4 protein-coding genes are annotated in these 15,555 nt (G+C 38.4%); all 4 read left to right on the top strand.

The genetic code is table 11. From position 1 onward, the window contains the following. The first annotated feature begins 2 nt into the window (after window positions 1–2). The gene (locus H8S07_RS03720) at window positions 3–8,834 is read left to right on the top strand and encodes a non-ribosomal peptide synthetase (protein ID WP_186855427.1); all 8,832 of its coding nucleotides are present in this window, start codon (window positions 3–5) and stop codon (window positions 8,832–8,834) included. Window positions 8,835–8,854: 20 nt separating this feature from the next. After that, window positions 8,855–10,996 carry a bifunctional Gfo/Idh/MocA family oxidoreductase/class I SAM-dependent methyltransferase gene (locus H8S07_RS03725; RefSeq protein ID WP_173738631.1) on the top strand — a complete coding sequence of 714 codons (2,142 nt, stop codon included), beginning with the start codon at window positions 8,855–8,857 and terminating at the stop codon, window positions 10,994–10,996. Continuing rightward, window positions 10,983–15,206, top strand: coding sequence for a non-ribosomal peptide synthetase (locus H8S07_RS03730; protein WP_186855428.1), 4,224 nt, complete (start codon window positions 10,983–10,985; stop codon window positions 15,204–15,206). The genes H8S07_RS03725 and H8S07_RS03730 overlap by 14 nt, the downstream gene beginning before the upstream one ends. Further along, window positions 15,203–15,555, top strand: a 353-nt coding sequence (locus tag H8S07_RS03735; protein WP_186855429.1) for a saccharopine dehydrogenase NADP-binding domain-containing protein, incomplete at its 3' end; no start/stop codon positions are given. The genes H8S07_RS03730 and H8S07_RS03735, both read left to right, overlap by 4 nt.

Genomic DNA, 15,555 nt, shown 5'->3' on the forward strand with positions numbered 1-15,555 from the left:
TCATGGAATATATAGAGATAAAGGAACAGATCAAACAAAAGCTGCCGGTAGCCAGAGATTTGGGGGATTCCGAAAATCTGCTGGAGCTTGGGCTTTCATCCCTGACGATCATGCGTCTGGTAAACCAGTGGAGAAAACAGGGGGTTAAGGTTTCATTCGGTTCATTGATGGAAAATCCTACCCTTGAAGGCTGGTGGGCGCTGATCCAGCGCAGCATGAAGAAAAAAGCGGGCAAAAAACGGGCGCAAGAATCTAAGATAACGCCGGAAAAGGATATGAAACAGCCGTTTCCTTTAACAGACGTACAGTATGCATATTGGGTTGGCAGGGATGAAGAACAGGCTCTTGGAGGAATAGACTGTCATGCGTATTTAGAGTTTGATGGGGGAAATATAGATCCGGAGCGTCTGGAAAAAGCATGGAATGTGCTGCAGTATCATCATCCCATGCTGCGTGCCTGCTTTTTGGAAGATGGGACACAGAAAATCCTGGATAAGCCGTATTGTGAAAAAATAAAGGTTCATGATTTTTCACGGATGTCATCTGAGGAAGCAGAGGTAATGGCAGTATCTGTCAGAGAACGTTTATCCCATCGGAAGCTAAAGATCGAGGAAGGCGAAGTGGCAGGAATAGAGCTTACGCTTTTTCCTGAAAATAGGGCACGCATGCACGTGGATATGGCACTTTTGGTTGCCGATGTACAGAGTTTGCAGATCTTATTGAGGGATTTGGCGGCTGCCTATCGCGGAGAAAGCCTTCCGGCAGAATCAAAAGGGTGGAATTTTGCTTCTTATCTGGAACGGCAAAAAGAGGAAGATAAGGAAGAGAGAAACAATGCAGAAGGATACTGGAAAAAACGCTTGGAACATTTGCCGAAAGGGCCAGGCCTGCCACTGGCAAAACGGCCGCAGGAAGTGACAAAGACTGTATTCAACCGCAGGATTGTAAGGATTGGCAAGGAAGAGTGGGCTCATCTGCAAGTACGGGCAAAGGAATACCAGACAACTCCGGCAATGGTTCTTCTTACTGCATATGCGACGGTTTTGGAACGGTGGAGCAGGAATCATCGTTTCCTTATTAATATTCCATTGTTTAACCGGAAAACAGAGCAGCAGGGATTGGAAGACGTGATAGCAGATTTCACTACACTGTTATTGCTGGAGATTGACTGCGAAGGGAATCCGACGTTTGCAGAATTGCTAGACAGGATCCAGAAGCAGCTCCATGAGGATATGAAGTATACGGCATATTCTGGCGTGCAAGTCCAGAGAGACCTTGCACAGATGTATGGAGACGCATCGGCAGTGGCGCCGGTTGTTTTTGCCTGCAATCTGGGAACGCCGTTGGTAAATGATACGTTCCGGAAAGAACTGGGGCAGTTTTCCTATATGATTTCCCAAACGCCGCAGGTGTGGAATGACTTCCAGAGTTATGAAGATGAAAATGGCGTACAGCTTACATGGGACAGCGTGGATAAGTTATTCCCGGAGAATATGATCCCGGATATGCTGGAGTGTTTTGAGAATCTTCTGCATGAATTGGGAAAGAAGGACTGGAATCAGCGATTTGATGTGCTTCCTGAAAAAAGAAAAAGAGAAATTGAAGATACAGCGCGTACAGGAGTGCCGGAGCGTGTGGAATGCCTGCATTGGGCTGTTATGAACCATGCGGAAGTTTGCCCGGAAGATATTGCGCTTATTGATGCGGGAAGCGGAAGATCGGTTTCCTATGGGGAATTAAAAGCACGGGCGACAGCAGTGGCGGCAGGGATTTCAGAAAAGGATATTAAGGGAGTCCCAGTTGCACTTACCCTGCCGCGCGGGATAGAACAGATCGAGGCGGCATTAGGAATTTTGCTTTCCGGAAATTCATACCTTTCGGTCAGCTTAAGCCAGCCTAAAGATCGGAGAGCGTTAATCCATGAGAAGACGGGAGTCCGCTATGTGGTCACGAATCGGGAATTATCCGAAAAACTGGACTGGCCGGAAGGTACGGAAATCCTTGTGATGGAAGGTATGGAAGAGGGACAGGAAAATGTGAGACTGCCAGAGGTGTCGCCGAAGGACAGCGCCTATATCATCATGACGTCAGGCTCTACAGGTGTTCCGAAGGGTGTAGAGATTGCGCATGAAAGCGCATGGAATACGGTTCAGGATATTAATGAAAAGTACCATGTGACAAGTGCAGATCGGGCGCTGGCTGTATCAGCTATGGATTTTGACCTGTCGGTATATGATGTTTTTGGAATTTTAGGCGCAGGAGGAACATTGGTATTGCTTCCAGAGCAGGAGAGAAGGAATGCGGATTACTGGCTGGAACAAGTGTTGAAATATCAGATTACCGTTTGGAATTCAGTGCCGGTGCTTCTGGATATGCTTTTGATACGGGCGGAATCCATGAAACAGAAACTGCCGATCAGGGCGGTTATGCTTTCCGGAGATTGGATTGGGATGGATCTCCCGCAGAGGGTTGCGGCATGGACAGAGGATTGCCAGTTTGTCGCTATGGGAGGAGCTACAGAGGCAAGTATCTGGTCCAATTATCAGAATGTTACCCTGCCGATGCCGAAAAACTGGAAATCTATTCCTTATGGAAAGCCACTCAGATATCAGGCATATCGTGTTGTGGATGAGTATGGAAGGGATTGCCCTTACTGGGCAGAAGGCGAACTCTGGATTGGCGGTTTTGGTGTAGCAAAAGGATATAGGGGAGATTCTGCGCTTACGGGGCAGAAATTTATCACAGATCAGTATGGAAGATGGTATCGGACCGGAGATCTCGGAAGAATCTGGGATGATGAGACAATTGAATTTTTGGGAAGAAAAGACCATCAGGTAAAGATCCGCGGACACAGGATTGAATTGGGAGAAATTGAACATGCGATTCAGGAGTTTCCGGGTGTGGCTCATGCAGTTGTTGATACAGTTAGTGATGGTCATGGCAATAAAACGCTGGCTGCTTATATCGGAGCGCCGATACAGGAAGATTCTAAAGTTACAACGTATTTGTACGGCACAGATATCTTTGGCAGGGGCTGGAAAGAACTGAAGGATGATGTCAGCAATTGGCAGATGCAGCAGGAACGGAAGACAGCATACAAAAATTTCCTTGCCTATGCAGACCAGAGATGTGTACAGCTTATGCTGGAGACACTCATAGAGTTAGGCGTTTTTGTATCAGAGAAGGAAGTCCTTTCGCAGAAGGAAATTTTTGAAAAAGGGAGCATTACGGAAACACAGAAGAATACTGTGGCAAGATGGTTGGAAATTTTAAAGAAGGAAGGAATCCTGAGAGAAGAGGACGGCAGACTATCGCGTACCGGGAAGGAAGTAGCTGTACCGGAAAAAGCTGGAGATGCGGAAACGTATTTTAAGAAACTGAAGCCGTATCTGAAGCATATGGTTACTGGAAATGAAGTTCCGCTGGACGTATTCTACCAGAAAGAGCCGGCTTTGGCTCCGAATATGCTGCTTCGGAGGATTCCGGGCTGCGAGGAAACAGTGGAAAGACTGGTGCAGGGATTAAGGCTTCTGGCAGAAGAACGCAGAAAAGAGCCACTCCAGATTATAGAAATTGGTACAAGGGACACTGCAATTACAAGACAGTTTTTGAATGCACTGGAAGATGTAAGCGTGGCTTATACATATGCGGATTCTTCAAAATATTTTCTGCAGGAAGCAGAGAAAGAACTTGCGAGATATGAGAGAGTCGAGTTTGAGATGCTGAATCTGGAAGAAGGCATGGATAAGCAGCAGATGTCCTTGCATAGTTATGACGTTGTGATATCGGTAAATGCTTTACATAGAAATATTGATGCTGCGGATGCGGTAAAGAAAGTAGCGGAATTACTGAAGCCAAACGGAATATTGCTGATGACTGACCTTGTGGTAAGGACATACCTTCAGGAACTTACAGCGGCTTTTTTGGAAAATGGTTTTGCGGATATTCGGGACAAGAGAAGAGAAGCAGGGCTGGTTACCCCGGATTGCCTGCTGTGGAGAGAATGTTTATCAGAGGCAGGAATGGGCGAAGACTGTGCTGTGACAGAGAGATATGGAAGATGTATATGCTGCAGCAGACAGCAGGCGTCTGTCCTGTCCTATCATAATGGAGCACTAAGGGAATATCTGTTAGAAAAACTGCCGGAGTATATGGTTCCACAGAACTATCATTTCATGGAGCAGCTCCCAACATTGTCCAATGGGAAGATTAACAGGAAGCAATTGCGGGAAGATTTTAAAGAAGAAACTGCGGTTATCCGATTTTCAAAGGCAACGACAGAAACAGAAGAAAAGATTTTAGATATCTGGAAACAATTATTTGGATATGAAAATATCGGAATTGAAGATAATTATTTTAGCCTTGGGGGAGACTCGCTGATTGCCACAAGGTTGATCTCGGAAGTACAGAAAACCTTCGGCTGCAAAATAACGATCAGTACGATTTTTGAAAATCTGACCGTAAAATCTCTGGCAAAAGCTATTGAACAGTCCGAACAGAAAGAAGAAGATACACTGCAGATCAAACCGAATCTGGAGGAAGCATATCATCCGTTCCCATTAACCGATGTGCAGTATGCTTACTGGCTTGGCAGAAGCGGATTGTATGAATTGGGAAATGTTGCAACGCACTGTTATTTTGAACTGGATGCAGACGGTCTTGATACTGAGTGCGCAGAGACGGCATGGAATCTGTTGATACAGAGGCATGGGATGATGCGTGTTATTATCCAACCGGATGGTATGCAGCGCATACTGGAGAATACTCCCCAGTATCATATTGACGTGACGGATATCCGACAATTGGAAGTGACAGAAAAAGAAAAGGCATTGGATGAAAAACGGGCAGAGATGTCTCATCAGGTAATTCAGACAGATGAATGGCCTCTGTTTGATGTGCGAATTACAAAAATAGAGGACCAGAAGCATAGGATCCACATCAGCTTTGACAATATAATCTTTGATGGCTGGAGTATGTTCCATCTCTTAAATGAATGGGCAGAAGTATATCGGAATGGAAACGCAGAAATGCCGATCACTTTGTCTTTCCGGGATTACGTTCTGGGGCTTGAGCAGATAAAGTCTACATCTGCTTATGAGAAAGATAAAAAATATTGGGAAGAACGGGTGGAAACTTTTGCGAACGCACCGGATCTGCCACTTGCAAAGAACGAAAGCCAGATTACAGAGCAGCGTTTCTGCCGCCGGAGCGCAAAACTGTCACAGAAAGAATGGCAGTCTGTAAAGGACGCGGCGAGAAGACTGGAGGTAACGCCTTCTGTTCTTTTGATGAGCGCTTATGCGGAGACCCTCCGCTTGTGGAGCAGCAATACGGATTTTACGCTCAATTTGACACAGTTTGACCGGAAACAATTGCATCCGGAAGTGAACGATCTGATTGGAGACTTTACAACCCTGACATTGTTGGAGATAAAGAATGCAGGGAATAGTTTTGCGGAAAGGACAAAAGCAATTCAGAAGCAGCTTACAGAAGATCTGGAGCATACAGCTTATAGTGCAGTTGAACTGGAGCGCGAACTAAAGAAAAAGACTGGAAATATGCGGGGCGCTATTATGCCGGTAGTGTTTACCAGTGGTCTTGGCGTGGAGCAGTGGAATGAGGGAAAATGGCTTGGAAAACTGAATTATAACATTTCACAGACACCGCAGGTGTGGCTGGATCATCAGGTGGTTGAAATGGATGGCAGCTTATGCCTGTTCTGGGATTCTGTAGATGAATTGTTTTATCCGGGAATGTTGGATGAGATGTTCCGGGCATATACTGGTCTGCTTCATACGTTGGCAGTTCATCCGGAGATCATGCAGGAAAAAACGGCAAGTCTGGTAACAGCGAAAATTTCAGAAAAACGGCGTCAGGCGAATGAAACGGCGGTTGAATTTGAAGAGAAAACGCTGGATAGATTATTTTTGGAGGCAGTAGACAGGTTCCCGGATAAGGAGGCGCTGGTAACGGGTAGCAGACGGATGACATATCGGGAAATAAAAGAAGAAGCGTTTTATATTTCCGAGCAGTTGCGGAGCATGGGAATAAAAAAACAAGAGACTGTAGCTGTATTTATGGAAAAGGGATGGGAGCAGGTGGTTGCTGTTTATGGAATCCTATTTGCCGGAGCTGCATATCTTCCGATAGATATCCATAATCCAAAGGAACGGGTAGAAAAGATTCTCCGTGACAGCGGGACAAGAATCATTCTTGTGCAGAATCAAGCGGATGATCATGATGCGGAATGGCTGCGGAAATGGAACTGCGTTTCTTTGTCCGGTCTGAAAAATGAGACTGAAATCAAAATGCAGGAAAATAAGCCAGAAGATCTTGCTTATGTAATCTATACGTCTGGAACGACAGGGATGCCGAAGGGAGTAATGATTAGCCACCATAATGCAGTCAATACGATATTGGATATCAATGACCGTTATCAGATTACAGAACAGGATACGGCGTTTGGAATCTCCAATCTTCATTTTGACCTGTCTGTTTATGATGTTTTTGGCATTTTAGGCGCAGGTGGGAAATTGGTTCTTCCGGATCCGGAATATGGAAAAGATCCAGCGCATTGGATTCACTGGTTGAATCATGAGAATATTACCCTATGGAACAGCGTGCCAGCTTTTGTAGAAATGCTGGCAGAATATGAGGAATATCAAAGGCAGGTAACTTCACAATCGCTGCGGTTAGTAATGATGAGTGGTGACTGGGTTCCTGTTTCACTTCCGGGGAGAATCCGTAATCTGTTCCAGAATGTTGAGATTGTTGCTCTTGGAGGAGCAACAGAAGGCAGTATCTGGTCTAATCATTTCGAGATTCCAGAGGTTGTGCCGGAAGATTGGAAGAGTATTCCGTATGGGAAACCGCTTGCAAACCAGAAGTATTATGTTCTGGATCAGAATATGGAAGATTGCCCTGACTGGGTACCGGGAACACTTTATATTGCCGGAGATGGCATTGCACAGGGATATTTAAACGATAAAGAAAAAACAAAGGAAAAATTTGTTGTCTTAGATAGAACTGGAGAACGGCTGTATTGTACCGGAGATATGGGACGGTATTGGAATGATGGTAATATTGAATTTCTTGGGAGATTGGATAATCAGGTGAAAATAGGTGGACATCGTATTGAATTAGGAGAACTTGAAAATGCGTTGAATAGTATTCCCCAAATCAAAGAGTCAATAGTAGAGGTAATAAACAAAAAATACTTAATAGCCTTTATTTGTTTCGATAAAATGAAATATGTCAAAATTGATGAGGATATATTTTGGGAAAATGGAATAAATGAACTAAAAAAAGAATTTGTAAAGAATGAGGAAGAGATATTTATAAATTCTTATGGAAAATCCTTAGAAAAAATATCCGCAATGATAATATTTCAAACATTTATAGAAATGGGTGTAAAGGAAAACTGCGAATATACATCAAGAGAATTTGCAGAACTTCTCAACGTTAATCTTGAATTCCAAAATCTTGTAAAGAAATGGATAGATATTTTAATAGATGAAGGAATGATGGTTAAGACAAATTTAGGCGTTATAATTTGTCGAAGAGATGAATTTGAGTATGATTTATACAGGGAAATGCAAGAATGCCAAGAAAAGGAAAGGGTATTAAAACTTTATAAGGAATTGAAAGAGAATATACCAGCAACAATTACCATTTTACGCAACAAATATGCTGACGTAGAAATAATAAGCAAGGGGGAATTTAAAGCATTACCAGTAGTTTTGGAAGAAATTAGCCCACTCGATAAAACGATGAAAGATGTGTTGTTTTCATTATATAAAATGAGTTTACAGATTACGGGAACTGACTCTTCTGTTTTGGAAATTGGGAGTAGGATGAGAAGTAATACCAAAAGATATATGGATGTGCTAGGAAATGGTGGAGAATTCTATTACTTGGATGAATCAAGCGAGTATATAGATAAGGCATTAGAGATAGCTGGAGATGTGAACAGACTGAAAAGTATAACTTATGATTTTAAGGAACCTTATCTTTATATTGGAGAACTTCGCCATAAAATGGACATAATAGTAGCAGACAATACACTTCATAGAAGCTATGATATTGAATTGACATTATCCAATTTCAAAGAAATGCTAAAATCTGGTGGCATTCTTTTATTTAAGGAATATACCATTCCTAATAGATTGATTCTAAATTCAGTAGCGTTATTAGAAAAAGGATTCTCAATGATACAAGATCTTCGCAAGGGTACATGTATGCCGCTTTTGTCAGTTGATAAGTGGAAGGAGTTGTTGAAAAATGCTGGATTCGATAACATTATGAGTTTTAGATTAACCGCCGAAAATGCGAAATGTGGAACTGGAGAAACGATATTTATAGCAAGGAATCATGAAGAAGTGAATTTTATAAGTGAAGCAGAGATTATTGAGAGGCTAAAAAATATTGTTCCAGAATATATGATTCCTAAGAGAATATATGAAGTTGTCAAAATTCCGTTGTCTGCCAATGGAAAAGTAAATAGAAATAAATTACTCAATTCTATAAAGCAAACGGATTTTGATGAAAAAGATGAGAAACAAGCAGAGATAAATATGACAAATTTTGAAAAAAGTGTTGCTTCAGTGTGGCAAACTATACTTGAAAAAGATATTTTGGATAAGGATTCAAATTTTTTCCAAAACGGAGGAGACTCTTTAAAAGCTATCAGACTTGTAAACGCTTTAAAGGAAGAGTTAGGTATAGAGCCTAAAATTAGTTGGCTTTTTGAAGCACCAACTATTTCAGAATTTGCAGCACGAATTCAGCAGGAGATGGACTCAAACAATTATATGGAGGATGATGGCGAAATATAATAGGAGGGCGTAAAAACTATATGAAGAATATTATTGTTTATGGTAGTCGGTTTGGACAATTTTATCTTGAAGCGCTAAAGCGAATGAAAGGAATAAAGATAGTAGGTTTATTAGCCAAAGGAAGTGATAGGAGTTATGAATGCGCAAGATATTATAATATTCCTCTATATACTTCATTAGATGAAGTAGAAGAAAGGGTAGATGTTGCTTGTGTTGCTGTGAAAACAGGGGCACTAGGAGGCGAAGGCGCTAATATAGCAAAACAATTATTGAGAAAAGGAATAAATGTTCTGTTGGAGCAGCCAGTTCATTATAAAGAATTGGGGGAATGCTATAAGATTGCGCAAAATCAAAAAGTGTATTTTGGGGTTGGTAACTTGTATTTGAACCTACCTGCAGTTCAAAATTTTATACGTAATGTCCATATAGTTAGTAAGACAGAAAAAATAGCATATATTAATGTTGATTTAGCGACTCAGGTTTCCTATCCAGTAATTAGTATTTTGGGCGAAGTGCTTCAGACACTTCGCCCATGGGAGAATGTGGGAAGTATATGCGGTCATGTGCCCTTTCAGACGGAAACTGTAAAGATTGGAGATATTCCAATAAGTTTCAGAGCACATAATGAAATCGAAAAAGAAAATATAGATGGATTTTTACATATGCTGTTTCGGATTAGTGTTGGATTTGCAGGTGGACAATTGACATTGTTTGATCCTGATGGTCCTGTTATTTGGAATCCTAGAATTCATTTCCCGGATGAAAATATTATACCAGGGCGATTAGAATTCCATTCACCTTTAAATATGGATGAACAGAATTCATTTATATTATATAGTAGCGAGAAGAAACAAAAAATGATTTTTAAGGATGAATGGCCTTGTGCAATTGCAAAGGATATAGAAAAAACTGTAGTGGAACCGACAGAACCAACTCTTCAATATATACAAAGGATTTTGAATAATAGTCATGCTTGGCAACTTTTAATGAAAGGACTGGGATATCCTGAGATTGTTTCGGGGAGTTTTTATAGTTACTATCCGTCAGAAAAACTTTTGAGAGAAAGTACCTCTTTGTTTGAAAAAAGCAGTGCCTTGCTTGGTGGTATGGCAGTATTTAATAATATGTGTCTAAAAACAATGTATTATTATTTGCAGCAGAATATCAAAGAAGTAAATAAAGGATATACGAGTGATGAACTGATAGAACGAATAGGAGTGAAAGCTGATTTTGTTCCCATAATACATCGTTGGCTTCATGTGCTTAATTCTAATAGCTATATAAGAAATGAAGAAAAAGAATATTATTTTGAGAAAAAAATGCATTATTCAGAACTTGAAAAAATTTGGGTGGATGGTAAAAACGTTTGGGAAAATGCAAATTTAGGAACTATATCCACATATGAATATTTTAAGAATAATGCTTTAAAACTTAACTATATCATGAAAGGGGAATTAAATCCTACATTACTATTGTTTCCGGAAGGTCAGATGTATGTAGCGGATGATTTGTATTCAAAGACACCAATTTCAAGTTATTATAATCAAATGATTTCTGATTATGTTAAAAGTGAATGTGAACTGCGTGAAGGATGTAGACTGTTGGAATTAGGAGGAGGAACGGCTTCAACAGCCAAGCCTATTATCGAAAAAATAAAATTTCTTAGTGTAGAAGAATATTTTTTTTCTGATATTTCAGATTTTTTTGTAAATCGTGCTAAAGAGTTATTCTCAGGAATTCGGTTTATTGAATATTTAAAAATAGATATTAATAATGATTTTGTTAGCGATAAAATAAAGGAGGATAGCGTAGATATAGTAATTGCAGTAGGTGTGCTGAATAACGCAAAAAATATAGAAGTTACTTTAAAAAACATCAAAAAAGTTTTAAAAAAAGATGGAAAGGTAATTATCGTAGAAGCAATTGGTGAATCTGTTCAAATGTTAATATCCCAAGCTTTTATGATGCAAGAGCCAGATGATGCAAGAGCCGAAAAAAATGAAACTTTTTTAAAATTATATCAATGGCACGAACTGTTTCAGAAAGTTGGATTTGCTGTCGAAAAAAGTTTGCCAACTATTGATTCTGAACTGTGCGTGTATAATCAAAAGGTATTTGTATTAAGTTGCCAGTTGGAGGATAAATATAGTGGAAGTAAGTAAATTGATTCAAAATATGCGGGAACAAGGAATTGGTATTTGGACTGAAGGTGGGAAAATACGTTATTTAAAAAAGGATGGGAAATTAGATGATGATATAAAAAATATTTTGATTTATAACAAAAAGGAAATTATAAGTTATTTTGAAGAAGAAAGGGAGCGTTTCGATAAATTTCCACTGACGGATATTCAAATGGCTTATTTGTTAGGGCGAAAAAATTCTTTCGAGTATGGGGATGTGGCAAGTCATCTATATTTAGAACTGGATTATCCGGCCTTGGATTCTGTAAAAGTACAAAAGATTTGGAATCAGTTAATTGACAAGCATGATATGTTGAGAGCTATTGTTTTAGAAGATGGGACTCAAGAAGTATTAAGAGATGTGGCAGAATATCCCATATATATATCTACAAAATGTGAAGAAATACGCAGCAAATGGTCTGATAAATACTATAATACTGAAACGTGGCCTATGTTTGATATTGGTGTAACTGAAGACAAAGAAAAAACTACATTGCATTTATCGTTTGATTTTTTGATTGCAGACTGGGCAAGTATTTGGACATTATTAATAGAATTTGAGACAATATACTACAATAAGGGTAACGGGGATGAAAAGTGTGCTATTTCATTTCGAAATTATGTACTTAATGAGATGGGAATGAAAAACAGTAGTCGATATCGTAGAGATAAAGAGTATTGGAAAAATAGACTGGATATAATTCCTGAAGCGCCAGTTCTCCCGATGCGATCGAATGCTGAAAAAAGTAATAAATTTATTCGTATGGCAAGGAAATTATCGGCTGAAGACTGGGAAAAAATAAAGTTTTTTTCAAGTCAAAATAGTGTGACGCCTACAGCGACTGTGCTTTCTATATTTGCTTTGTGTATTGAACGCTGGAGTGTAAACAAAAAATTTTCATTAAATCTAACTACACTCATAAGAAATAACAAATATACGGGTATTTACAATACTATTGGAGACTTTACTAGTGTAGATGTTTTAGAAATTGATTTAAGTGAGAAAATAATATTTGCTGATTTTGTAAAAAATGTAAATAAACAAATTTTTGAAGATTTGGATCATAGCTCATATTCTGGGATCGAAGTGATTCGCGATTTGCGAAAGAGAAGAAAGAATCCGATGCTTTTATTTCCTATTATTTTTACAAGTTCTATTGGATTGATAAAAAACGATGGGATGGTTGGGAAAGTTAATAATAATGGAATCAGTCAGACGCCGCAGGCTTTCTTAGATTGTCAAGTTATGGATAATGAAGAAGGTTTATTTATTAATTGGGATATCCGAAACGGTATTTTTGAAGAAGGAGTTATTCAAGATATATTTTGTACCTTTTTAACATATTTGAAAAAAATTTCGGAATCCGTTGAATTTTGGAATCAACAAGCAAATGTAGAATTACCTGAAAAGCAAATGGATCAAAGAAAGAATGTAAATAGTACTTTTAAAGAGATAAAGATGGATACTCTGCAGAACCTATTTCTGAAGAGTGCTTTAGAAATGCCGAAAAAAACAGCAGTCGTGGATGAATGTGGAGAACATACATATGAAGAACTATTGTGGACTGCATATGGAATAGCAGATGAATTGCAGAAATGCAGTTGTAAAGCAGGTGACTATGTTGGAATCAAATTGAATAAGAGTTTTTTTCAGATTGCGAGTGTTTTGGGAACTTTGTTGATTGGAGCAGCATTTGTTCCGATAGACAATGACCAACCAGAAATTCGTGCAGATAAAATACTGGAGATAGCAAAAATCAAATGCTTAATTGGAGAAAAAGAAGAAACTCATAAATATAGAGAAAAATATAAATGGATTGACAAAGACAGTGTTATTTTAAAAAAGAGTTATGATGAGATTGTTAATGCCAACTTTGATGATGTGGCATATGTGATTTTTACGTCTGGATCCACAGGTGAACCTAAAGGGGTAGTTATCGAGCAGCAAGCTGTTGTAAATACGATTATAGATATAAATGAAAGATTTCAGGTAAAAGATAAAGACAGTATTCTGGCGCTCTCACAATTACATTTTGATCTTTCTGTTTATGATATTTTTGGAATGTTAGCTACAGGTGGAACAATAGTAATACCAGAAAAAGTTAGATATAAAGATCCGTCTTATTGGCTTATGTTGGTAGAGAAGTGGAATATCACAGTTTGGAATTCTGTGCCCGCCTTTATGGAAATGTTTGTAGACTATCTTGAACGATTCTATAAAGGAGAAAAATTGTCAATTAACAAAATATTGTTGTCAGGTGATTGGATACCAGTAAAGTTGCCAGAAAAAATTTGCAGATTCTTAAAAGACGTTCGAATATATTCACTAGGAGGGGCTACGGAAGCTAGCATATGGTCTATTTATCACGAGTGCAAAATGGGTGAATCATATAATAGTAGCATACCGTACGGTGTTCCTTTAAGTAACCAAGGTTTTGAAGTGCTGGATGCAAATATGAAACCATGCCCAGATATGGTACAAGGAGAACTATATATAACAGGAAAAGGGTTAGCAAAAGAGTATTTGGGAGATGTTTCTAAAACACAAAGTAGCTTTTTTTGGTTAAATAATAAACGAATATATAAAACCGGGGATTTCGGCAGATATTTAAGGAACGGAGAGATTGAGTTTTTAGGACGCAAAGATTCCCAAATAAAAATTTCGGGGCATAGAATTGATACCGGGGAAATAGAAAATGCAATTATGGATTGCTGCTCGGGGAAAAACTGTTGTGTAACAACAGTAGATTGGAATAATGAACCAAAGTTGGTTGCGGTAATTGTTCCAAAAGAAGATGAAAAAAAAGATGAAAAGAGTGTACGGGAAGCATTGAAGCGATACTTACCTCAGTATATGATACCGTTTTTTTTGCAATTTATTGATGAAATACCATGTACTTCAAATGGTAAAGTCGATAGACAGGCAATTCGGAAACTCTTTATTGATAAAAGGGATGATAAGATTCAACATAAAAGATGGGAATTAGAAAATTTAATAGACAAAGAAATTTATTCGATTTTAATCAGTGTCTTAAAGGTTGATGCATTATATCCAGATGATAATCTATTTGAATTAGGGGCAGATTCCTTATTAATGGCACAGATTGCGGGCAGAGTAAAAGAAATTATAGAGCAAACTAAAACATCCGTCACTTTTGATGAGATTCTACGCCAAATATTGAATAATCCTACGGGGGAAGCAATAACAACCTTTGTAAAGAGCAAGCAGAACATTCTAACATCTGAGAATGTACGAACTGATGATTTTAGAATTATAGAGAAAACTGCGAAGGATACAGTATATATTTTTTTCCATACGGCATTAGGAACAACTAATTGTTATCGCTTTGTAGAAAAGGAATTACGAAAAGAGGATTTGGGAGATTTTCTATTTATAAATGTAGAAGATGTAGAATGGTATTATTCAATACAATATCATGAATTAGTTGATAGAATTACAGACGAGTATGTTCGGAAAATAGAGCAACTTCACTATAAAAATATTAATCTTATTGGATATTGTCTTGGAGGTATTCTTGCATTAAATGTAGCTGTAAAATTGCTGGAGAAAGGAATCGAAGTAAATAATCTGTTTGTTATAGATAGTTATCCTGTTTCCGGGAAGGTAGAGGATCAATTTATAGATGAAGTGATCTTTTTGCCTAACTATCAATTAATGCTTTCGGAGGTTCTGGAAGATGTCGATGACTTTAAGGTAATGGAATTTATTACAGAAGTGAGGAAAAGAAATAATGGTAATATACCTCAAAATACTTTCTTTAACATTATAGAGAAAGATACCAAAATGAAAAACAATAGTGGTCTTTGCGAATTTGTTAATAGTACAAAAGAAAAAAGATTTGAAGCCTACGCAAAAGCCATTGAGAAAAAAACTTGCATTAACGTGAGTGCTGAACTGCTAGAAGCAACATTTGAAATTTATCAGCATGGATTTAAAGGTGCAAATGTAGAATTACCTTTTTATAGTGGGGATATTTGTTATTTATCAGCATGTGAAGAACAAAAATATTTTTTTGCAGATAAAAACCAAAATTTAGAAATGTGGAACGATATATGTCTTGGGGAATTTGAAGTGATAAATGTTCCGGGAAATCATGTTACATGCATTCATAGTGAGGAAAATGCCACATTGCTAGCACAAATAATTATAGAGAGGAATATAAGAGGATGAAGAAGAATATAGGAATTCTTGGAGCAACAGGTTTGGTAGGATCATCTGTGTTATCTGCGTTACAAGGGAAAGGGTATGCTTTACTTATAGGGGCACGTAATCAATATAAACTTCAGTGTTTGAAAGAAGAATTTTCAACAGAGAATATAGAAATTATACAGATGGATGTATTTATTCCGAAACAAGTTGAAATGTTCTGTTCGCAATGCGATGTAGTCATTAATTGTACATCTCCCGCATCTATAGTTGGGACAAGGATAGTTCGAGAGTGTATTAAGCAAGGGAATGATTATATTGATCCATTTGGAGAAGGAGATGTCGAGAAATATATTGTTGATAATAAAAGTAT

The organism is Dorea hominis, assembly GCF_014287705.1.
Lineage (GTDB): Bacteria > Bacillota > Clostridia > Lachnospirales > Lachnospiraceae > Dorea_D > Dorea_D hominis.

Excerpts from the sequence above, each read along its gene's own strand:
- H8S07_RS03720 (WP_186855427.1), top strand. The coding sequence starts at position 3 with ATGGAATATATAGAGATAAAGGAACAGATCAAACAAAAGCTGCCGGTA.
- H8S07_RS03725 (WP_173738631.1), top strand. The coding sequence starts at position 8,855 with ATGAAGAATATTATTGTTTATGGTAGTCGGTTTGGACAATTTTATCTT.